Origin of the sequence: Flavobacterium pallidum (assembly GCF_003097535.1) — a bacterium.
GTDB classification, from domain to species: domain Bacteria; phylum Bacteroidota; class Bacteroidia; order Flavobacteriales; family Flavobacteriaceae; genus Flavobacterium; species Flavobacterium pallidum.
In genome coordinates, this window is record NZ_CP029187.1 from 3359215 (window position 1) to 3380603 (window position 21389).

Genomic DNA, 21389 nt, shown 5'->3' on the forward strand with positions numbered 1-21389 from the left:
GTGCAAAAGTAATCAATTAATTTAATTGCACAAGCATATCTCCATTATTATCGACGAAAGGCAATTTTTGACTATAAATATTAGTTTGTTTAAAATATTTGATATACTTTTAAAATTCCCAAAATTTAAGAACAGAGATTTATGAAGTTGAATTGTGTAATTGTAGATGACAGCTCTATACAAAGGATGATTGTCGGAAAACTGGTCAGCAATCATATCAACCTGAATTTAGTCGGTGAATTTTCAAACGCTATCGAAGCGAAGAATTTTATGTCTTACACCGCAATAGACCTGCTTTTCCTTGATGTTGAAATGCCGATTGTCAGCGGCTTTGACCTGCTTGACGGATTGAAGGCAAAACCCCAGGTAATCTTTATTACCTCGAAACCCGAATATGCAGTAAAGGCTTTCGACTATGATGCTACCGATTATTTGCAAAAACCGATTACGAACCTGCGTTTCGAGTCGGCCATCAAGCGCGCCCTCAACCTGCACAATATGCAGAAGGAAACCAGCGATGAGGAAGGCGATCATATTTTCATTAAGAGTAAACTTAAAAAACTCAAAATATTCACTTCAAAAATCAAGTGGATAGAGGCGTATGGCGATTATGTGAAAGTGGTTACAGAGGACGAAAACCATTTGGTGCTTTCCACCATGAAATCTTTTGAGAATGACTTGCCCGCCGACCGTTTCGTGCGCGTACACAAATCCTATATCGTCAATATTGACAAGGTGGATAAATTCAACAGTAAATTTGCCGAAATCGGGCCGACGAAAATTCCTTTAAGCCGCAATAAGAAAGAGGATCTTAAAAAAGCGCTTGAAGTCACTCAGTAAAAATCAACATTCACGATTACCTTAATACTACGGTATTGTGCAATGGTTTCAAAACTGTTGAGCACTTTACGGATGGTCTTCTTCGTAGTTCCCAAAGCTTTCTCCTGCGGAATCTTCACCATAATGGTGCGGATGTACTCATTTCGGATGCGGCTGATGGAAGGTTCTTCCGGACCTAACACCGGAATATCCAGGTTTTGTTTCAATACTTCATAAAGCCAGGACGAACCCGATTTCAGTCTTTCATAATCCCGGTGCTTCAATGTCAATCGAATCAGCCTGAAATAGGGCGGATATTTGTATATGTGGCGTTCATAAAGCTGTTCCTTATACATGCCCTCATAATCATTCCGTGTCACCTGCTGTATGGTATTATGCATCGGATTAAACGTCTGGATGATCACTTTGCCGCGTTTTTGCGATCTTCCTGATCGTCCTGACACCTGCACCATCATCTGGAAGCTGCGTTCGAAAGCCCTGAAATCGGGATAATACAGCATATTATCGGCATTCATGATTCCTACTAACGACACATTATCGAAATCAAGGCCTTTGGCAAGCATCTGCGTTCCTACCAAAATATCAATCTCACGGTTCTTGAAACTATCGATCAGTTTTTCAAAACTGTATTTGCCACGTGTGGTGTCCTGATCCATACGGGCCGTTTTTGCCTGAGGGAAAATTTCTGATAATTCCTGCTCGATCTGCTCGGTACCGAAACCTTTTGTTGTCAAATCGATACTGCCGCATTGATGGCAATTGACGGGCATCGCAATATGGTGCCCGCAATAATGGCAGCGCAACTGGTTCTTGAATTTATGATACGTAAGGCTAACATCACATTGCGGGCATTGCGGCACATGGCCACACGTCAGGCATTCCACTACAGGCGAATAACCGCGTCGGTTCTGGAATAAAATCACCTGTTCGCCCAACGACAATGCTTCAGCAATATATCCCGTTAAAGTATCGCTGAAATGGCCGGTCATGGCTTTCCGGAAATATTTATCCTTAATATCGACAAGTTCGATATCGGGCATCATCACGTTTCCAAAACGTTCGGTGATTTCAGCGAGACCGTATTTGCCGGATTGTGCGTTATAGTATGTTTCCAGAGAAGGCGTGGCAGAACCCAGTAAAACCTTCGCCTGATGCTGCGATGCCAATACAATGGCTGCGTCACGGGCATGGTATCTTGGTGCGGGATCCTGCTGCTTGAAAGTCTGTTCGTGCTCTTCGTCGATGATAATCAGGCCCAGATCATTAAATGGTAAAAATAAAGCCGACCTTGCTCCTATTACAATTTGCGCTTTATCCGAACTTTCCAACACGCGGTTCCACGTTTCCACCCGTTCGTTGTTGCTGTATTTGGAATGGAAAACGGATACTTTATTACCGAAATGTTTTTGCAATCTTCCGACAAGCTGTGTCGTCAAAGCGATTTCAGGCAAAAGATACAATACCTGTTTTTTGTCCTTAATATATTGCTCAATCAGTCGCAGGTAAATTTCGGTTTTCCCCGAAGCCGTCACACCGTGCAGCAGGCAGACTTCCTTTGCTTCCAAAACCGATTGGATGTCTTTCAAAGCGGTTTGTTGTGCCGGACTGAGATTCAGGGTATTATTCCCCTCATCATCCCCGAAATCCACACGATCTTCACGGATGAAATAGTCTTCGAAAATGCCTTTTTCAACCAAGCCTTTGATTACAGCAGCTGAAGTGCCCGACATTTCGGAAAGGCGTTTCAAAGGAACCGGCTTTTTTTCTGCGGAAAGCTGAAAGTAACTCATGACAGCATCTTTTTGCTTTTTTGCCGATTTTAAAACCTCCAGCAATCCCTGTAAATCGGAAGCTTCACTGTAATCAGGATGCAGGCGGATGTATTTTACAAGCTTCGGAGTGTAGATCTCATGTACTTCCTCGCGGATGGAAATCACATTGTTTTCCATCATTTTCCGCAGTACTGGAAAAATATTTTTTTTATTAAGCAGTGACATGATCTCGGCAACTTTCAGGGAGGACTGATGCATCAATGCCTGGTAGACCAAAAACTCCTGATCACTAAGATTGTCTTTTTCGAAATACGAATCGCCTTTAAGTGAAATAAGGGTCTCACTTTCAAGCAGTAAAGCAGAGGGCATGGCACCGCGGTATACATCGCCTATGGCACACATATAATAAGATGAAATCCAGAACCAGTGCGCCAACTGAATTTCAGTAACTATCGGCTTTTCATCAAGGATTTGGCTGATGGGCCTTGCTTCATACAATGACGGTTCATTTTCATGGAGTTCAATAACCAGGCCCGTATAAATCTTATTCTTCCCGAATGGAACAGCCACGCGCATACCTTTTTGCAAAAAATCCCACTCGGCAGCGGTCACACTGTAAGTGAAAGTGCGGGAAAGGTTTAACGGGAGGATGACTTCGGCGAACATTTCTTTCTATGGAAACAATTAGGATTAATAGGATTGTAAGATATTAAGATTTTCTGCAACTGAACACTGCAACTGCCTACTTTACCCTGTGCCAGTATTGTGTCCTTCCGAACAGCGAAATGCCAATATAGCCGCGTACTTTAAGTTTGTCCTTGTTTTCCAGGTTGATATAGCATTTATACAATTTGCCGCTTTTGGGGTCGAGGATTTTCCCGCCATTGTATTCGTCGCCGTCTTTCTTCAAACCTTTCATGATGGTAAGTCCGAGAATGGGCTTGTCTTTGTCATCGCCTGAACAATTTGTACAGGTTTTGCTCCGGTCCTTTGGGTTCAGGATTTCGAGGACGCGTCCGTAAACCTTGCCCCCTTTTTCATAAATTTCGACGACACCGAGCGCTTTTCCGGTTTCGTCGTCGATGGTTTTCCATTTCCCGATGACCGATTGCGAAAAGAGCAACGGGCATAGGAGCAGTACAATTATGGTAAATATTTTCTTCATGGGTACAATTTAGCCCTGATGGAAGCGGCATCCTTTTCCTGCTTCTTTAGCAGGGAAAAGATATAGCGCACAGCAGGAAACAGCTCCTAATTTAACTTATTCTTCTTTTTAAGCCTGTTGATCGTTACGTTGAGTTCAAACCCAAGCAGCAGTATCATACAATTGATCCAAATATAAAACATTACGATGAGTAATGTCCCGATGGAGCCGTACAATTCGTTGTACTTTGAAAACTCAACGACCCAGATCCCGAAGAAATACGATGATACGATGACCAAAGCGGTTGTAAAAACAGAGCCGACGGAAATAAATGCGCGTTTTGAAGTTCGTTTTGTCCCGAATTTAAAAAGGATTGAAATCCCGATTAAAATCATGAGCACGACAAAAATGTAACGGCCGATGACAATGAGCGGAATGTTATCACTGATGAATTCCGGGATGTCCCTGCTTTGTATGAAAACCTCGAAGATTACGATGATGGCAACGGTCAGGATCAATACGCAGGTGAGCAAAAGCGACATGCCCAGTGCGACCAGATATTGCCGCAAGAAGGTACGCTTGGCTTCGATATGCTGTGATTTCTGGAAACCGACCAGCACCGCATTCAATCCGTTTGCCTGCAAAAATATCGACAATAAAAAACCCGACGACAGCAGTCCCTGGTAACTGTTGTGCATGATATCATTGATGATGGCAGCAATGGCGTCGTAGGTATTCGGCGGTACGCCTTCTTCCACAAACTTCAGGAAATCCTCCTGGAAACCCGAAATCGGGATGTATGGAATGAGGTTCAGGATGAACAGCAAAAACGGAAACAGTGCCATGAAGAAACTGAATGCGATGGCGCTGCAACGGTATGGAAGCGCGCCCTCCCCTATTCCTGTGATGTATAATTCGAGCAGGTCGTAAAGCGTAAACCCGTTGAGCCACGGCAGTTTGATGCGTTGCAACACGTGGACAAGATTCCTGACGATTGGAATTTTCTCGAGTCGGGATGATATTTGGGGTTCAGGGTTCAGGGTTCAGGGTTCAGGGTTGAAAATTAATAAACTTCCGGTCTTTTGACTTTCGGCTTTCTACTAAAAAGCTTTTAGGCTCAGATCCATATTATAAACGGAATGTGTCAAAGCGCCTGAGGAAATATAATCCACTCCGCATTCGGCATATTGCCGGATGGTATTTTCATTAATGTTCCCGGACGATTCAGTTTGGCATCGATCTCCGATGAGCTCGACTGCTTTTTTGGTATCTTCAAAATTGAAATTATCGATCAGGATGCGGTGCACACCGTCGTTTTGAAGTATTTCACGGATTTCGTCGAGTGTACGCGCTTCAACAATGATTTTTAAATCCAGGCCATTTTCTTTCAAATATTTTTTTGTCATGGTGATGGCGTTTGTAATCCCTCCAGCGAAATCGTTGTGGTTGTCCTTAAGCATCACCATATCGTATAGTGCAAAGCGATGGTTTTCGCCACCACCGATCGTGACTGCCCATTTTTCGGCGGCCCGGAAACCGGGTGTGGTTTTCCTGGTATCGAGGATTTTGGTATTTGTTCCTGACAATAATTGCACGTACTGGTTGGTTTTGGTGGCGATGGCGCTCATGCGTTGCATCGAATTGAGCACGACGCGTTCCGATTTCAAAATGGATTGCGAACTGCCGGAAACATGGAAAACGATGTCTCCATATTTCACTGGCGCGCCGTCTTCTATAAAAACTTCGATAACCAATGACGGATCGACATGGTTAAAGACCATTGCCGCGAAAGCGACACCTGCAATGATCCCATCCTGTTTTACAAGCAATTTCGCCTTACCATCTGCGGAAGCGGGAATACACGCCAGCGAACTGTAATCGCCCGGACCGACATCTTCACGGATCGCATTTTCGATGATTAATTGTAATTCGGTGCGGAATTGTGATGCTGAAATCATGGACTTTGAATTTGTGCGGCTAAAATACGAAAAAGCACAATGAGATAATTAGATAATACGCCAATTAGGAAATGTATTAACTTAGTCGTTATTTTATCGGCATGGAAACACATTATCTAATTATTTAATTGAAAAAAGATGGAATACGATCCGCGCATCGACGAATACATAGACAAAGCACAGCCTTTTGCACAACCCATTTTGGAACATTTGCGCGCTTTGGTGCACAAAGCCAATCCAGACGTGACGGAAACCATTAAGTGGGGGTTTGCTTCGTTTGATTATAAAGGACCATATGTAACGATGGCTTCGTTCAAGCAGCATGCCGTTTTTGGGTTTTGGAAATCGTCATTACTGCAGGATCCGCATGGCTATTTGGGTGAGAATTCGAATAATGGAGGCGAAGCGATGGGCAATCTGGGCCGCATTACGTCTCTTGAGGACCTTCCGCCGAATGCTGTGATCATTGATTTCATCCGCCAGGCGAAAAAACTCAACGATGATGCGATCAAAGTGCCTGCCAAACCTAAGGCAGCACCGACAGCGATTGCCGTACCTGATTATTTTACCAAAGCATTAAAAAACAATCCTGCAGCGTTTGAAATCTTTGAAAACTGGCCTGCCGGAAAAAGGAAGGAATACATCCTTTGGATTACCGAAGCCAAAACCGAAAAGACGCGCAACGAACGCATGGCAACAGCTGTGGAATGGATTTCAGAAGGTAAAATCAGGAATTGGAAGTATGTGAAATAGTTTGCAGTCGCAGTCAGGCAATGCCGCTGGCCCATAATACGCGATTGTATATTCCTAAAAAAACTCACCAAAGTGCCACAATACTCCCGAAGGATCATGTAAAAAACACTCCCTTCCCCAAGGCTCATTGCGAATTGGCGTTAACTTTACACCTATATATTTTTCCGGGAGATTCAATGCTGAAAGCGCCTCATAAAACTTGGCTGTATCAGCCACTTCCATAAACAGCATCGTATTATCGACCCAATCCTTGACATAAGCACGTTGCAGGTAAAAACTGAAATCCTGCATCCGGAAAACCGACATTTGCGGACCCAGTTCTGATTCCTCAAACCCCAGATCGCGGTAAAATGACCTTGATACGTCAAAATTTTTGGCACCGATAAACGGACGCAGGGAAAGTATTTTTGTATCCATCATCCGGAATATTATGTAAGTACCATTATTTGAAGTTCGCGCTGCAGCCTGTCAAAATTCTCTTCATTTTTATCGACGACAAATTTCTTCAGCTTTTCGCATTCGGTGGCAGTTTCGAAAATCATCCTGAAGGTAAGCCTAGCCTCTTCCGCTGAAATTTCTTCAAAAGTAGCCTGCACATTGAACAACGGCTGGGAATGCCTTTTCCAGGCAATAAGGTTCGGTTCTTCAATTTTCAGGAACTCGACAAGGTTGTTGTAGTTGCCTTTTTCGGGGCCGTGCATCGTGAAATCCCATTTTCCGCCTTCCCTGAAATCAAATTCATGGAAAGTATTGGTAAAACCTTCCGGCCCCCACCAGTTTTTCAAATGACGCGGATTGCTCCACGCTTCAAATAGCAATGCCTTGGGGAAATTAAAAACCCTTGTGGTTACGATTTCACAGTCGGGTGTGGTCTGGAAGAAATTTGTTGCCATAAATTGTTACTGATATATTATAAATGATCCTGCCCGGTGTTTCCCATATCCAGCGGTATATTGTAAAGCCTGTGGAACGAAAGCTTATCCCAATACCCGCGCTGGAAGATAATCTTGTCATTTTGTATTTGAAAAAAACCGCAGCCGCGCATATCCTTCGGGTCTTTCCATTCCAGGATAGCCCATTCTTTATCCTCAAAAATGTTCTCCGGGATGCAAACCATGTCAGCATTGCCAAATTCGCGCGCAAACATATCGCTAATCGCGGCCTTACCGACAACGGGTTCATTCGCAACCTGATGGTTTACAGCATCTTCGGCATACAGATTCGAGATATTCTCAATATCAGCATTGTTAAAGTGTTCAAGCCATTGCTGTAAAACCTGTTTTGGTGTCATAGTTTCCGATTGTATCGAGGCATTGGGCCTGATGTATGCAAAATAAGCATTAAATCAATAATTAAACAACAGTGCCGGATAATTACTCTATACTTATTTTAGCCGGAGACACTTACAAAAAGCCTCCATAAGCATCTGTGGACAGCCCTGCGGCCCACAGACTTTCTTAATTCTTCCCTAAAAAACAACCCGAATTCATAAAATAATGTAAATTCGCAGGGATTTAGCAGATACGCTCCAAAACTCCCGTATCCGTAATTAGTTGCCAATGAAGAAAGAAGACATTAAGGGCATTCAGCTGTTGCTCTCCACCCCAAAAAGGATTGCAATCATTCCGCACAGAAGCCCCGATGGAGATGCCATGGGATCAACCCTTGGCCTGTATCATTTTTTACTCAAACTCGGACACCAGCCTTTCGTCATCGCGCCTAATGAATTCCCGGATTTCCTCGCCTGGCTCCCTTCTTCGGAAAAAGTCATTATTTTTGAGAAAGACAAGGATGCTGGGATAAAAATACTGAAGGATGCGGAAGTCGTTTTTACGCTCGATTTCAATGCATTGCATCGTACCGGCGAAATGGAACATACATTGGCTACTTTGAAAGCCCCTTTCATCATGATCGATCACCACCAGAAACCTGATGGCTATGCAAAATATATGTATTCCGATACCGCTTTCGGGTCGACCTGCGAGATGCTGTACAATTTTGTCCTGCAGATGGGGGAAGAAAAACTGATCGACAGGACCATCGCAACCTGCATTTATACAGGCATTGTCACAGATTCCGGTTCGTTCCGATATCCTTCAACCACCAGCGCCACGCACCGCATCGTTGCAAACCTGATCGAAATCGGGATTGACAACAGCGAAGTGCATACGCTCCTGTTTGACAACAATTCCTATGATCGCCTGCAACTCATGGGACAGGCGTTGCAAAACATGAGGGTATTTCCGGAATATAAGACGGCGTATATTACGCTTTCGCAAAAGGAACTCGACCAGCATCACTATGTAAAAGGCGATACTGAAGGCATCGTGAATTACGGATTGTCAATAAAAGGCATTATTTTTGCAGCTATTTTTATCGAACATAGAGAGGAAAATATCATCAAGATTTCATTCCGTTCTCAAGGGGATTTTGACGTAAACCAGTTTGCCCGGGAACACTTCAACGGTGGCGGGCACATCAATGCTGCAGGTGGGAAATCTTACCTGACGATGCGTGAAACCATCAAAAAATTCGAAAATATTATCAAAGGCCTGTAATATGAATTGGAGACAAATAATGACAGTAGCAATCGGGATCCTCGCCACAGGATGTTCCCAACAGCAGGCGCGCAAACCGATAACGCATACCGGCGGTAGTTTCATGAAAGAGTCCGTGATGCGCAACAAGAAGCTCATTGCCGGCGAAGAGGCGGTGATTGATTCGATCATCAAAAGCGATACCATCAATAAATATACTGCCTCAAAAAAAGGCTATTGGTATTATTATGTCACGCAAAATACGAAAGACACGCTGCATCCGAAAAAAGGCGACATCGCTTATTTCGATTATGAAGTAAATGACCTGAAAGGAAATGTGATTTACTCTGATGTCGAACTCCGTCCGCAAGTGTACCGTGTCGACAAACAGAACATCATGATGGGCATGCGTGACGCCATTAAACTGATGAAAAAAAATGAGAAGGTAACGTTCCTTTTTCCATCGCATATGGGTTACGGTTACCATGGTGACAACAAACGTATCGGGCCCAACACGCCTTTAATCTGCACTATCACGCTAAACGACTTTAAACCGGACACTGAAAAGGCTGCAGCCAAACCCGGAACACAAACACAAGTAAAACCAGTATTAGATAAACAATGAGGAAACTGATCTTATTATTAGCCTGCATGGGCTTATTGTCATGCCAGGACGAGCACAGTAAATTACAGGATGGCCTTTACGCCGACATCGAAACCGTCAAAGGGCACATTATTGTCGATCTTGACTTTGTAAGGACTCCGGTTACCGTAGCTAATTTCGTTAGCCTTGCAGAAGGTAAAAACCCTTACGTTAAAGCGGAACTGAAAGGAAAGATGTTTTATGACGGCCTGAAGTTTCACCGTGTGGAACCTAATTTCGTGATCCAGGGCGGTGATCCGGATGGCAACGGTTCAGGTGGGCCCGGATACCAGTTTAAGGATGAAATTACAGATTTGAAACACGATCGCGCAGGGACCCTTTCTATGGCCAATTCCGGCCCTGGGACCAATGGGAGCCAGTTTTTCATCACGCACCAGCCGACACCACACCTTGACGGCAGGCATACCGTATTCGGGTATGTTGTAGAAAACGGTATGGAAACCGTCAATAAAATAGTAAAGGATGACGGAATCATTTCTGTAAAAATCATCAGGAAAGGTGCTGCAGCGAAGAAGTTTGATGCCGTAAAAGTATTCACAGACTATTTTGTAAAAGAAACCGAAAATAAGAAAAAAGAAGCCGAAATCAACGCTCAAAAACAACGTGAGTACGAAAAAGAATATGGTGCCGTAATCGCTAAGAAGAAAGTTTATTTCGACGGTCTTAAAGAAGTTGCCAAAATAACGGCTTCTGGATTGCAATATAAAATCATTTCAGCGGGCAGCGGTAAAAAACCGGATCCGGGGTCGACGGTTTACATCAACTACGCAGGGTACTTTGCCAATGCGATTGTCCTCGACACCAATGTTGAAACTACTGCCAGTGCATTCGGGAAATATGATGAAGTGCGTAAAGTAAAAGGCGGATACAGACCAATGCCGTTCCAATATGGGACCAAAACAGGACTTATGCCGGGATTTATTGAAGGCATTGAACTGATGTCAATCGGTGACAAAGCCGTATTTTTCATCCCTGCAGCATTAGGATATGGAGAGGCGGGATCACAGGATGGGTTTATCCCACCCAATTCAGATTTGATTTTTGAATTGGAACTTCTTGCAAATCCAAATAAAAAGTAAAAATATAAAAGGGACAACTCCTGAAAATCCCGCATAGTGCAAACAGAGTAGGGACACTAAAAATTCAAAAATGAAAATCAGACTGATTGCATTGTTGTTTTTAGCGATGTCGGGCAGCATATATGCCCAGGCTAAAAAGCCGGTTGCTAAAACAATCACTTCAAAGACAACAACTACTACCAAAAAAACGATTGCTCCTGTAAAGAAAACCATGCCTGTAAAAGCCACAGCAGCAGCTGCAGGTGACGGTATCTTTGCCGAAATCGAAACCTCGAAAGGTAAAATCCTATTAAGCCTCGAATACCAAAAAGTTCCGATCACGGTGGCAAACTTCATTTCGCTTGCTGAAGGCACGAACGCTTTCGTAACCACACCTGACCGTAAAGGAATTCCGTTCTTCAACGGTTTGAAATTCCATCGTGTTATAGCAGATTTTATGATTCAGGGTGGAGATCCAAACGGTAACGGTTCAGGCAGCCCGGGTTATAAGTTTAAGGACGAGGAAACTACCGATGTTTTCGACAAGCCAGGTGTTTTGGCCATGGCCAACTCAGGACCGGCTACTAATGGAAGCCAGTTTTTCATCACTCATAAGGATACGCCATGGTTAAACCACAAGCATACGATTTTCGGCCATGTGGTTACCGGGCAGGATGTTGTAAATGCCATTAAACAGGACGACCTGATCAAAACCGTCACGATTACGAGAAAAGGTGCTGCTGCAAAAGCTTTTAATGCGCCTAAAGTATTTGCCGATTATTATGGAAATCAGGCCGAAGAAGATAAAAAGCAGGCAGCCATCGCAGCAGAAGCAAAAAAGAAAAAAGAGGAAGAGGCAGCTGCAGCAAAAAAAGCGTACATGGCCCAATATGGTCCTGCAATCAGCGCCAAGCTTGCAGAATTTGCAAAACTCAGGGCTACAGCAACCAAAACCGACAGTGGCCTGCAATATGTGCTTGTAAAAGGAAACGGTGTAAAACCGGCAGAAGGAACCAACGTATTTGTACATTATTCCGGATTCTTTGAAGACGGGACATTATTCCAGAGCAGCCATGCTGACGTAAGCAAAACTTTCGGTACTTATGAGGAATCGCAAGCTGCAAACTACATGCCGTTTCCCTTCTCATATGGTGCAAAGCAAGGATTGATTCCAGGTTTTATTGAGATATTGAACCTGATGTCCATCGGAGATAAAGTAACGGTTTTCATTCCTTCAAACCTGGGCTATGGGGCACGTGGCTACGGAGGTGCGATTCCGCCAAACGCAAACCTGATATTCGAAATCGAATTATTGGATAAAGAACAATAAAAAGAAAAAGGCTTACGATTTGTAAGCCTTTCTTTTTTCCGCCGACCGTTACTGTTGACTGCCTACTTTTTTCCCGCCGGAAACTTCCAGTCAAATTCATCCTTATCGTTGATGATGGCACCGATCTCCACCTTGGTTACCTCCCCGAATTCTGCCTGCAGGATCAGCCAATTGGTTTCATCAAAATGATTTTCGGCCAAATCAAAATCCTCCTGTTCCCATTTGGTCAGCCCGTGCGAAGCTAACGCCTGTTTTACCTGATCAATAGTCCTGCCAATGATGTTCTCCCCGAAAAGATCAAGATCGGGATTTGTACTTATGATATAACCCAGCCTGAAATCCTCATCCTCATAAAAAGTCAGGCGGCATTTTTTATTGTTATAAACATAAATGATGTTTTTATCATCATCCCGGAATTCTTTGTCCGGTTTGCCGTAAATAGCAATGACATCGGCCTCTTTCATCCCGAACAGTAACGAACCAATGCCGTGTTTAGGCTTTATTTCCATAATTTTTATTTTTTGCAAAGGTAAAACTTGGTTTGTAAAATTACCGCGACTTTTTACAGGATTTCCATATTTGGAAACCAAGTCCGCATTTACATCGTAGCTTAAAGTAACATAATCACTATTAACCTTATAAATCAGAAAATTATGCAACAAAATTTCTCTTACAGAAAATTATGGCTGACGACAATGTTCTTAATGGGCACTGTCATTACAAATGCACAGGTTGTCACCAGTTCCGCGGACGACGGTTCAGATGGGACACTCCGTTCAGAAATCGCAGATACACCACCTGGTGGCATCATCACCTTCCTTGTCACTGTCACAAACGTAACTTTAAATTCACCGATTGCCATTGACAAATCGCTCACCATTACCGGGAACGGAATTTCAAATACCATCATTGACGGTGGTGGGAATGGCCGCATTTTCGAAATCACATCGGGTACGGTAATTATCAATGATCTGATTCTCACGAATGGTATTGCCGAAAATGGCGGTGCAATTAATGTTTCCAATGCAGCATTGACCGTAAATAATGCGAGGCTGTTGGCAAATGCCGCAAACGGTCCCAGCGGGAGCGGTGGCGCTATATATGCAGGTACCGGAAGCACTTTAAATGTTTCTAACAGTACCATCTCCGGAAACCGCGCCAACCGCGCCGGCGGCGGTATCGAAGCCGTCGCAGGAACAGTACTTACATTGATAAATGTCAGCCTGAACGCTAACAATGCAGGAGTAGCGCCCGCTACTGCAGCGCCCGGAAATGGCGGCGGACTGCACGTCACTGGAAACGGCACTGTAATGATTACAGGCGGAACCGTAAATAATAATACCGCTGCTGCAGAAGGTGGCGGATTATGGAATGGTTCCGGAACTATGAACATCGACGGAACTGCCATTATCGGCAACACTGCGTCCGGGAATGCCTCTGATAATGGCGGCGGCGGAATATACAACCTCAATGGCGGGACCCTTGAAATCGACAATGCCAATATTGCTGACAATGATGCCGATGGAACGGCAGGCAGTGGCGGCGGAATCTTAAATGATGTTGGCGCTACATTGACAATTTCCAACTCATCTATCACCGGCAATACCTCAAACCGCGCCGGAGGAGGAATCGAAAACAATGTTGGTACGGTTACCCTTACGAATGTAAACCTAAACGGCAATACGACAAATATGTCTCCCGGAAATGGTGGAGGCTTACATGTTACGGGTGCCGGAACTGTGGAAATTAACGGCGGAACCGTAAATACAAATACGGCAGGTGCTGAAGGGGGCGGGCTTTGGAATGGCACCGGAACCATGACCATTCTTGGCACTACCATTTCCGGGAATACCGCAAGTGGTGACGCGGCAGACCAGGGTGGCGGCGGAATTTACAACCTGAATGGAGGCACACTCGAGATCGAGGGCGCGTCCATCAGCAACAATACCGCAAACGGCACTTTGGGCAGCGGCGGCGGAATCCTGAACGATGTCGGCTCACAGCTTTCTGTAACAGATACTTCAATAACCGGGAATACGGCCGTACGGGCTGGCGGCGGTATTGAAGACAATTCCGGAAGCAGCACCATTACACTTGACAATGTCAACCTTAACGGCAATAGCGTATCAGGCCCTCCCGGCAATGGCGGCGGTCTGCATATTACCGGCGGTGGAAACGCCATGATTACCGGCGGGACTGTAAATAATAACAATGCTGCCGCAGAAGGGGGCGGACTGTGGAATGGTACCGGCACAATGACAATCGATGGGACTGTCATCGGAGGAAATACGGCAAGCGGCGCAGCGGCCGACCAGGGCGGTGGCGGAATATACAATCTGAATGCAGGCGTACTGATTATAACGAACGCTACCATAAGTGGCAATACTGCCAATGGAAGTTTGGGAAGCGGTGGCGGAATTTTAAACGATGCCGGCGCGCAATTGACCATTAGCAATTCTGATATAAGCGGAAATACGGCAGTTCGCGCAGGCGGAGGAATTGAGGACAATTCCGGTACGAGCACCATCATCCTGACCGATGTGAGCCTGAATGGCAATACCGTAACAGGCCCTCCCGGAAATGGCGGCGGCTTGCACATTACCGGAGGAGGAAGCGCCATGATTACCGGAGGGACCGTAAACGGAAATTCGGCGGCACTCGAAGGTGGCGGCTTGTGGAATGGTACGGGGACCCTTACCGTTTCAGGCACTGAGATCAATGGCAATACAGCCTCGGGCGCTGCCGCAGATGATGGAGGTGGCGCCATATTCAACACTGCGGGCACGCTGACGATCATCGGTGCAACATTGTCCGGAAATAAAGCTACAGGTATAAGTGGCAGCGGTGGTGCTGTTTTCAGCATGGCGGGAACGGTCAGCATTGATGACACCACTTTTGATACGAATGCTGCGAACCGTGCCGGTGGCGCAATTGAAATCGTAAACGGGACGCTTGATATTGAAAATTCGGATATGATCAATAACGATGTCGATGGTACTGCCGGCACGCCAAATCCCGGAAACGGAGGTGCATTGCACATTTCAGGTGCTGTCACTGCTACAATCAGCGGAGGGACCGTAAACGGTAATGATGCCCGTCGCGAAGGCGGAGGATTATGGAACCAAACTGCAAGCACAATGACTGTGAACAACGTTACAATTGATTCCAATACAGCAAGCGGTCCGGATGCAATGCATGGCGGTGGTGGTATTTTCAATAATGGTGGGGATTTATTCGTAAATAACTCCACCTTATCAAATAATCTTGCTGATGGTGCGCTTGGAAACGGCGGTGGATTGCATATAAAATCAGGAACTGCAACGGTATTTCTGAGTACCGTCTCGGGAAATTCATCGTTGAATAATGGCGGAGGCTTATACAATAACGCCACATTATCCATAAATGCCTCTACAATAGCAGATAATGATGCTGCCATGAACGGCGGAGGAATTGCAAATAACAGCAGCTTGTCGGTAACACTGAAAAACACTTTAGTCGCCACCAATTCAGCCGCGACAGGTTTTGACATATCCAATGCAACCGGAACCTACAATTCGAACGGTTACAACCTGATCGGACAGGATGACAACAATGTTTTCCCAAATCAATCGACAGACATTGAGGGAACAGACAGCAATATCATCGATCCATTAATCGGAATGCTCGAAGATAACGGTGGAGATACTTTCACCCATGCATTATTGGAGAACAGCCCGGCATACAATATGGGCGACCCTAACGACATGTTCAACGACCAGGCCGGCAACAGCGTATTTGCTGGCAGACGGGATATCGGTGCTTCTGAAGCGCAGGCGATCCTGGGAATTGAGGACATCACTTTCAGCAATTCAAAAAAGAGCATCATTTACCCAAATCCGTCAAACCAAGGTTTTATAAATATTGCTTTGGCAACAGATATCGAGGTTAATGCCTCCATTATCGAAGTGGGTTCAGGAAAAATGGTTAGACAAATGCAATTGAAAAACCTGTTAAACCAGGTAAGCCTGAGTGACTTTGCGAGCGGGGTATACATCGTTCAACTCGTATCCAACGATTTCACAGAAACCCATAGGCTGATTATCGCAAAATAAAAATGGTTTAGGTTAGTTTGAAAGCCCTTGTTATAAAAGTAACAGGGGCTTTTTTTATAGTGAATTGTAAATTTTCTGCTTTACCCCCTCATGCCATTCCCGTTTCAGGATGCTCAGCAAGATGCTGTCACGCCGCCCACCTTCCGCTGTTGGCATGTTTGAACGCAGGATGCCATCGACTTTGCAGCCAATACTTTTCATGGCTGCGATGCTTCGGGCATTGTTGTTATCGGCCCGGAATTCTACACGCTCCATACCCAAGGTTTCGAATGCATACCGCAGCAAAAGGTATTTACAGTGTTTGTTGAGTCCGGTGCCCTGGAATTCCTTTCCGTACCAGGTATAACCGAGCTGTAATGTTGCCAATGGAAACTGTATGTCATAAAAACGCGTGCTGCCTGCATACTTTCCAGTCTTCTTATCAAATACGATAAAAGGAAATTCCGACTTATTGCCCCGTGCGTTCAAAGCGATGTTGATGTAATGCTCAAGATTAATCCTGCCATTGGCGCGAATGAGTGAAAAATGCCAGATGTCGGGTTCATTTTCCGAAAAATACAGCAGGTTCCCGACATCGCTGAATTGCAGGGGACGCAACATCACGCGTTCATCCTCAAGGACCAGTTCCTGATTGAAATCGAAATCGTCATTCATGGTGATGTATTTTTAGCCCGGATGGAAGCGTCATCCTTTTTATTTTTCCTTTAAAAATAAAAAGATAGAGCGTACAGCCGGATCAGCTCCTAATACTCAAAAGTACCAAATTCACTATGGATTGTAAGCTTTTTATCATCTGAAGCTTCTACCCTGCCGACGATTTGTGCATCGATATCAAATGATTTCGAGATGGTAATAATATCTGCAGCAATATCAGCCGGCACATACAATTCCATGCGGTGGCCGCAGTTGAACACCTGGTACATTTCCTTCCAGTCGGTTCCTGACTGCTGCTGGATGAGCTTGAACAAAGGGGGCACCGGGAAAAGATTGTCCTTAATCACGTGGAGGTTCTCCACAAAATGCAGGATTTTGGTTTGGGCACCGCCACTGCAATGCACCATGCCATGGATTTGCGAAGCGCTGTATTTTTCAAGGATTTTTTTGATGACCGGTGCATAGGTACGCGTAGGCGAAAGCACCAGTTTCCCGGCATCAACCGGAGAATCTTCTACGGCATCGGTGAGTTTTGCACTTCCTGAATATACCAATTCGGAAGGCACCTGGGCATCGAAACTTTCAGGATATTTTTCAGCCAGGTATTTCGCGAAGACATCGTGGCGCGCCGATGTGAGTCCGTTGCTGCCCATCCCGCCATTGTATTGTTTTTCATAAGTAGCCTGCCCGAACGAAGCCAGACCAACAATCACATCACCAGGCCTGATGTTCGCATTATCAATGATATCATTTCGTTTCATGCGCGCAGTCACAGTGGAATCGACGATAATCGTGCGGACCAAATCCCCGACATCTGCTGTTTCTCCGCCCGTAGAATGGATTGTTACGTCAAATTTGTGCAACTCTGACATCAGTTCCTCAGTACCGTTTATAATCGCGGAAATCACTTCACCAGGAATCAGGTTTTTGTTCCTGCCGATGGTTGAGGAAAGCAGGATATTATCTGTCGCGCCAACACATAATAAATCATCAATATTCATAATCAGTGCGTCTTGTGCAATGCCTTTCCAGACGGAAATATCACCTGTTTCCTTCCAATACAGGTAAGCCAGAGACGATTTTGTGCCAGCACCGTCAGCATGCATAATCAGGCAATAGTCTGCATCGCCTGTAAGGTAATCGGGGATAATTTTGCAGAATGCTTTCGGGAAAAGGCCTTTATCGATTTTTTTTATCGCATTGTGGACGTCTTCCTTTGAAGCGGAAACGCCGCGCAGCGCATAGCGCTTACTGGTATCGGAACTCATAAAAATGTCGTTGTTGTTGCCGTGCAAAGGTAGTCAAAAAAAATCCTGCCATCATGCAGGAATTTAAAGAATGCTTTTCATTTCAAGCTTAAATTTAATGATCTTATCATTGCGCTGCACCTCGAGAAGTAATTTCCGACCGTCGTCTGATTTCAGCAACTCATTGATTTCCTGTAATGTATAACGATAACTTTGCGCATCATTGATGGACAACAGGACATCACCCTGTTGAAGTCCGATGGCTTCAGCCGGTGAACCTTTGCGGATGGAAGCAATTTCATATACAGGCTTGAGTTCAAATTTGTACCTGAGGTTCATTTCCCCGCCCCCGCCGAGTTCTATTTTCACGGAGCTGGTGGTAATATTCTGGCGACTGAGTTCCTGAACGAGTTTCGTACCGGCATGATGCAATTCTATTCCACTGGTATTACAGTGAAATGGCAAGTCGAAATTAGCATTTTTCTTCAGGTAAAATTTACTGTTTGTATAATCGAAAATAATCTGGAAGCGCTTAAGCACTTCACCTCCAACTGACCCCAACCGGTTATCTACCATTTTTACATTGCGCAGTGAAACGGTATCAGGGAAAGATGCTACTGGATTCCTGAACTTGAACCTATTGAGTGCGAAATCACTGATCCGGCCTTTTTTTCCGAAAATCGGGCCGCTGAAACCACGTCCAAGGAAATCATCAAAATGGCGTTCAGGTACGGTTATCTGGCCTGATTTTCTGTCAAAAAGCCAGATCGCATCACTGTTTCCGGTATCAAGCAATAATTTTGCGCTGACCACCTCACCGCCAGCCGTTACTGAAGAAAGAACATAAGGTTTTTTACGTTCCAGCGTAATATCCAAAGGCGTATAATCTTTTGTTATTTTCTTAAGATTCGCTTTGTTGTAATTGTAAATAACCAGTTTCTTCTGGGCATAATTGATTTTTACAAGGTTGCTTTTGAAAAAATGGTAACCGATAATGCCGTTCACAGGAACCCCCAGGCTTGCCGAAAGATTCATTTGTTCATCAATTACGATAAAAATTTCCTGTTTACTGTATTGCAGTGGCCCAATGGAAAGCCTGTTATTTTTTGATTTAAGTCCGTCAACACCATCCTGGCTGCCGAGGCCGCGCAATGTAAGGCTTTCCACATCATGCAGTTGGAGTTCCTTATCTTCCAGGCTGAAGAGTATGGTTTCCTCTACGCCAGTATCCAATAAGAAATTAAGTTCAACACCATTTACGGAAACTGGGACAATGATCAGGTTGTTAACCAGTTGAAAAGGGATGGTGATTTTATTTTTGTTGGGAAAAGCTGCAAAACCCTCCTGTGCCGCAGCAAAATGTATACAGCAAAAGAAACCTATTATTGCTAATAACGCTTTCATTGTAATTTTTTATTAAAGTTATAAAATAAAAGCGAAATATTTCGAAATTGGCAATGTAAAAACACAGTCCGGGATTGTAAGGATTGGAAAAAAATTGCACTTTTGCAGGCAAATCATTTTCATATGCCAAAAGTATCAGACAAAGGAAGCAGGATGCCCGAATCACCAATCAGGAAATTGGTCCCTTATTCGGAAATTGCAAAGAAAAAAGGCCATAAGGTGTATCACCTGAATATCGGACAGCCTGATATCCGCACACCGGAGGTAGCCATGAATTCGATAAAAAATCTCGATATAAAAGTGTTGGAATACAGCCATTCTGCAGGCTTTGAAAGCTACAGGACCAAGCTGTCCCAATATTATAAAGACCACGGCCTTCCGATTGATGTGGCTGATATCATCATTACAACCGGCGGTTCTGAAGCCTTGATGTTTGCCATGGGAAGTACAATGGATGTTGATGATGAGATTATCATCCCGGAGCCTTTTTATGCAAATTACAATGGTTTTTCGACTGCTTCAGGCGTAAAGGTGGTACCGGTGATTTCTACTATCGACACTGGTTTTGCATTGCCCCCGATTGCTGATTTTGAAAAACTGATTACGCCTAAAACCAAAGCCATCCTGATTTGTAATCCAGGGAATCCTACAGGATATCTATATTCCAAAGAAGAAATGCAGCAATTGGCCGATCTTGTGAAAAAGCATGATCTTTTCCTGATTGCCGATGAAGTATACCGCGAGTTTACTTATGACGGCGACCCACATTATTCGGTAATGAACATTCCCGGGATCGAGGAAAATGCCATTATGATTGATTCGGTTTCAAAAAGATACAGCATGTGTGGCGCGAGGATTGGATGTATTGTTTCCAAAAACAAGGAAGTAATGGCGACGGCGATGAAATTTGCACAGGCACGTTTAAGTCCGCCAACATTTGCACAAATTGCAAGTGAAGCGGCTTTGCAAACCCCTAAAAGTTATTTCGACGAAGTGATTACGGAATACCGCGAACGCCGCGACATCCTTATTGAAGCGCTTAATAAGATTGAAGGCGTGAAGGTCGCTACACCAAAAGGCGCATTTTATTGCATTGCACAATTGCCTATCGACGATGCCGACAAATTTGCACAGTGGCTGCTGGAATCCTTTGATTTGAATGGTGAAACGGTAATGGTAGCACCGGCTGCCGGATTTTATTCTACTCCTGGTGTCGGGCTGAATGAAGTCAGGATTGCCTATGTATTGAAGAAAGAAGACCTTATCAAGAGCGTGGATATCCTTAAGGAAGCGATAAAAACGTATAACGCATAGTTAAGTTTTCATGGGGACTGCTTTGGTTCCTGAATAAAAATCGTAGCATATACCGCCAAAACTTCCCCAGGTGAAGTACCATATGATTTCAATCCATGGTATGGATCCGTAGCAACGTATGTCCAGCTTTGTATCTGGCAGCATCCAGTATTTGTTCCAATAGTCGGGTGCGATCAGCTCAAATAAAATGATATAGATAGGGAAAATGATCGCCAGGAAAAGCAAACCTGAGAAAATGGCTTTTTTTAGCAAATCCGGTCGTTGGCAGATGATGTAAATACTACAGCATAAAAAACTTGCAGGGCTTACCAGCATCGTGTTTAATCCCATGGGAGGCAAGGAGACCATCGCAATAAATCCTATGGCGAACATGATGTAGAAAGTGGTTTTACGGGATGGCGTAAATTCGACTTCATTTTGCCTGAAGACAAAATTGTAAATGGACATAGATACCCCGATAATTACAAAACCTACCAGGAAATCTTCAATTGATATTACCGCATTGCCTAAAACTGTAGGCGGCCGCCAATAATCCCTGAGATACCAATATTCAGCTATAAAACCTGAAAAACCGCCTATAAGGCTTGATTTAAGCATCTTCCTCCGCAAATCTTTTTTGACGG

20 protein-coding genes are annotated in these 21389 nt (G+C 44.4%); 8 read left to right on the forward strand and 12 right to left on the reverse strand.

What is annotated here, in order from left to right:
* Positions 1 to 141 precede the first annotated feature (141 nt).
* The gene (locus HYN49_RS14290; RefSeq protein ID WP_108904750.1) at positions 142 to 840 is read left to right on the forward strand and encodes a LytR/AlgR family response regulator transcription factor; all 699 of its coding nucleotides are present in this window, start codon (positions 142 to 144) and stop codon (positions 838 to 840) included.
* Here HYN49_RS14290 and priA read toward each other — a convergent pair.
* The 4 genes from priA to nadC form a co-directional block, all read right to left on the reverse strand.
* Complete coding sequence (gene priA / locus HYN49_RS14295; RefSeq protein WP_108904751.1) at positions 834 to 3278, reverse strand: replication restart helicase PriA; 2445 nt, start codon at positions 3276 to 3278, stop codon at positions 834 to 836. The genes HYN49_RS14290 and priA overlap by 7 nt on opposite strands.
* Before the next feature lie 76 nt (positions 3279 to 3354).
* Entirely contained in the window at positions 3355 to 3777 is a 423-nt protein-coding gene (locus HYN49_RS14300; RefSeq protein WP_108904752.1) for a DUF2147 domain-containing protein, read from the reverse strand.
* Between the two features lie 86 nt (positions 3778 to 3863).
* Positions 3864 to 4727: a YihY/virulence factor BrkB family protein gene (locus HYN49_RS14305; protein WP_245892207.1), complete on the reverse strand. Its 864-nt coding sequence runs from the start codon at positions 4725 to 4727 to the stop codon at positions 3864 to 3866.
* 129 nt (positions 4728 to 4856) lie between these two features.
* Positions 4857 to 5714: a carboxylating nicotinate-nucleotide diphosphorylase gene (nadC, locus tag HYN49_RS14310; protein WP_108904754.1), complete on the reverse strand. Its 858-nt coding sequence runs from the start codon at positions 5712 to 5714 to the stop codon at positions 4857 to 4859.
* A gap of 138 nt (positions 5715 to 5852) precedes the next feature.
* Here nadC and HYN49_RS14315 point away from each other — a divergent pair, with 138 nt between their 5' ends.
* Positions 5853 to 6467 (forward strand): YdeI/OmpD-associated family protein, encoded by a 615-nt coding sequence (locus HYN49_RS14315; RefSeq protein ID WP_108904755.1) that lies wholly within the window; start codon positions 5853 to 5855, stop codon positions 6465 to 6467.
* Between the two features lie 54 nt (positions 6468 to 6521).
* Here the strand turns inward: HYN49_RS14315 and HYN49_RS14320 are convergent, their stop codons facing one another.
* The 3 genes from HYN49_RS14320 to HYN49_RS14330 are packed head-to-tail and all read right to left on the reverse strand — an operon-like array spanning position 6522 to position 7758.
* Positions 6522 to 6884 (reverse strand): VOC family protein, encoded by a 363-nt coding sequence (locus HYN49_RS14320; RefSeq protein WP_108904756.1) that lies wholly within the window; start codon positions 6882 to 6884, stop codon positions 6522 to 6524.
* A gap of 11 nt (positions 6885 to 6895) precedes the next feature.
* Entirely contained in the window at positions 6896 to 7360 is a 465-nt protein-coding gene (locus HYN49_RS14325; protein WP_108904757.1) for an SRPBCC family protein, read from the reverse strand.
* 17 nt (positions 7361 to 7377) lie between these two features.
* Entirely contained in the window at positions 7378 to 7758 is a 381-nt protein-coding gene (locus HYN49_RS14330; protein WP_108904758.1) for a nuclear transport factor 2 family protein, read from the reverse strand.
* A gap of 268 nt (positions 7759 to 8026) precedes the next feature.
* Here HYN49_RS14330 and HYN49_RS14335 point away from each other — a divergent pair, with 268 nt between their 5' ends.
* From HYN49_RS14335 to HYN49_RS14350, 4 genes are all read left to right on the forward strand, one after another.
* Positions 8027 to 9025, forward strand: a complete 999-nt coding sequence (locus HYN49_RS14335) for a DHH family phosphoesterase (protein ID WP_108904759.1) — start codon at positions 8027 to 8029, stop codon at positions 9023 to 9025.
* A gap of 19 nt (positions 9026 to 9044) precedes the next feature.
* The gene (gene gldI, locus HYN49_RS14340) at positions 9045 to 9629 is read left to right on the forward strand and encodes a gliding motility-associated peptidyl-prolyl isomerase GldI (RefSeq protein WP_245892209.1); all 585 of its coding nucleotides are present in this window, start codon (positions 9045 to 9047) and stop codon (positions 9627 to 9629) included.
* Entirely contained in the window at positions 9626 to 10747 is a 1122-nt protein-coding gene (locus HYN49_RS14345; protein ID WP_108904761.1) for a peptidylprolyl isomerase, read from the forward strand. The genes gldI and HYN49_RS14345 overlap by 4 nt, the downstream gene beginning before the upstream one ends.
* 70 nt (positions 10748 to 10817) lie before the next feature.
* The gene (locus HYN49_RS14350; protein WP_108904762.1) at positions 10818 to 12056 is read left to right on the forward strand and encodes a peptidylprolyl isomerase; all 1239 of its coding nucleotides are present in this window, start codon (positions 10818 to 10820) and stop codon (positions 12054 to 12056) included.
* Positions 12057 to 12118: 62 nt separating this feature from the next.
* Here HYN49_RS14350 and HYN49_RS14355 read toward each other — a convergent pair whose 3' ends face one another.
* Positions 12119 to 12565: a hypothetical protein gene (locus tag HYN49_RS14355; RefSeq protein WP_108905092.1), complete on the reverse strand. Its 447-nt coding sequence runs from the start codon at positions 12563 to 12565 to the stop codon at positions 12119 to 12121.
* Positions 12566 to 12709: 144 nt separating this feature from the next.
* Here HYN49_RS14355 and HYN49_RS14360 point away from each other — a divergent pair, with 144 nt between their 5' ends.
* Positions 12710 to 16147: a choice-of-anchor Q domain-containing protein gene (locus HYN49_RS14360; RefSeq protein ID WP_108904763.1), complete on the forward strand. Its 3438-nt coding sequence runs from the start codon at positions 12710 to 12712 to the stop codon at positions 16145 to 16147.
* 54 nt (positions 16148 to 16201) lie between these two features.
* Here the strand turns inward: HYN49_RS14360 and HYN49_RS14365 are convergent, their stop codons facing one another.
* The 3 genes from HYN49_RS14365 to HYN49_RS14375 form a co-directional block, all read right to left on the reverse strand.
* Complete coding sequence (locus HYN49_RS14365; RefSeq protein WP_108904764.1) at positions 16202 to 16801, reverse strand: GNAT family N-acetyltransferase; 600 nt, start codon at positions 16799 to 16801, stop codon at positions 16202 to 16204.
* A gap of 89 nt (positions 16802 to 16890) precedes the next feature.
* On the reverse strand, positions 16891 to 18069 hold the full coding sequence (locus HYN49_RS14370; RefSeq protein ID WP_108904765.1) for an AIR synthase related protein: 1179 nt from the start codon (positions 18067 to 18069) through the stop codon (positions 16891 to 16893).
* A gap of 63 nt (positions 18070 to 18132) precedes the next feature.
* Positions 18133 to 19452, reverse strand: a complete 1320-nt coding sequence (locus HYN49_RS14375; protein ID WP_108904766.1) for an aspartyl protease family protein — start codon at positions 19450 to 19452, stop codon at positions 18133 to 18135.
* 123 nt (positions 19453 to 19575) lie between these two features.
* Here HYN49_RS14375 and HYN49_RS14380 point away from each other — a divergent pair, with 123 nt between their 5' ends.
* Entirely contained in the window at positions 19576 to 20766 is a 1191-nt protein-coding gene (locus tag HYN49_RS14380) for a pyridoxal phosphate-dependent aminotransferase (RefSeq protein ID WP_108904767.1), read from the forward strand.
* Here HYN49_RS14380 and HYN49_RS14385 read toward each other — a convergent pair whose 3' ends face one another.
* The gene (locus HYN49_RS14385) at positions 20767 to 21363 is read right to left on the reverse strand and encodes a lycopene cyclase domain-containing protein (RefSeq protein WP_146185123.1); all 597 of its coding nucleotides are present in this window, start codon (positions 21361 to 21363) and stop codon (positions 20767 to 20769) included.
* Between the last annotated feature and the right edge of the window lie 26 nt (positions 21364 to 21389).

Excerpts from the sequence above, each read along its gene's own strand:
- HYN49_RS14290 (WP_108904750.1), top strand. The coding sequence starts at position 142 with ATGAAGTTGAATTGTGTAATTGTAGATGACAGCTCTATACAAAGGATG.
- HYN49_RS14315 (WP_108904755.1), top strand. The coding sequence starts at position 5,853 with ATGGAATACGATCCGCGCATCGACGAATACATAGACAAAGCACAGCCT.
- HYN49_RS14355 (WP_108905092.1), bottom strand. The coding sequence starts at position 12,565 with ATGGAAATAAAGCCTAAACACGGCATTGGTTCGTTACTGTTCGGGATG.
- HYN49_RS14350 (WP_108904762.1), top strand. The coding sequence starts at position 10,818 with ATGAAAATCAGACTGATTGCATTGTTGTTTTTAGCGATGTCGGGCAGC.
- gldI (WP_245892209.1), top strand. The coding sequence starts at position 9,045 with ATGACAGTAGCAATCGGGATCCTCGCCACAGGATGTTCCCAACAGCAG.
- HYN49_RS14385 (WP_146185123.1), bottom strand. The coding sequence starts at position 21,363 with ATGCTTAAATCAAGCCTTATAGGCGGTTTTTCAGGTTTTATAGCTGAA.
- nadC (WP_108904754.1), bottom strand. The coding sequence starts at position 5,714 with ATGATTTCAGCATCACAATTCCGCACCGAATTACAATTAATCATCGAA.
- HYN49_RS14380 (WP_108904767.1), top strand. The coding sequence starts at position 19,576 with ATGCCAAAAGTATCAGACAAAGGAAGCAGGATGCCCGAATCACCAATC.
- HYN49_RS14375 (WP_108904766.1), bottom strand. The coding sequence starts at position 19,452 with ATGAAAGCGTTATTAGCAATAATAGGTTTCTTTTGCTGTATACATTTT.
- priA (WP_108904751.1), bottom strand. The coding sequence starts at position 3,278 with ATGTTCGCCGAAGTCATCCTCCCGTTAAACCTTTCCCGCACTTTCACT.
- HYN49_RS14325 (WP_108904757.1), bottom strand. The coding sequence starts at position 7,360 with ATGGCAACAAATTTCTTCCAGACCACACCCGACTGTGAAATCGTAACC.
- HYN49_RS14335 (WP_108904759.1), top strand. The coding sequence starts at position 8,027 with ATGAAGAAAGAAGACATTAAGGGCATTCAGCTGTTGCTCTCCACCCCA.
- HYN49_RS14365 (WP_108904764.1), bottom strand. The coding sequence starts at position 16,801 with ATGAATGACGATTTCGATTTCAATCAGGAACTGGTCCTTGAGGATGAA.
- HYN49_RS14330 (WP_108904758.1), bottom strand. The coding sequence starts at position 7,758 with ATGACACCAAAACAGGTTTTACAGCAATGGCTTGAACACTTTAACAAT.
- HYN49_RS14360 (WP_108904763.1), top strand. The coding sequence starts at position 12,710 with ATGCAACAAAATTTCTCTTACAGAAAATTATGGCTGACGACAATGTTC.
- HYN49_RS14345 (WP_108904761.1), top strand. The coding sequence starts at position 9,626 with ATGAGGAAACTGATCTTATTATTAGCCTGCATGGGCTTATTGTCATGC.
- HYN49_RS14320 (WP_108904756.1), bottom strand. The coding sequence starts at position 6,884 with ATGGATACAAAAATACTTTCCCTGCGTCCGTTTATCGGTGCCAAAAAT.
- HYN49_RS14370 (WP_108904765.1), bottom strand. The coding sequence starts at position 18,069 with ATGAGTTCCGATACCAGTAAGCGCTATGCGCTGCGCGGCGTTTCCGCT.
- HYN49_RS14300 (WP_108904752.1), bottom strand. The coding sequence starts at position 3,777 with ATGAAGAAAATATTTACCATAATTGTACTGCTCCTATGCCCGTTGCTC.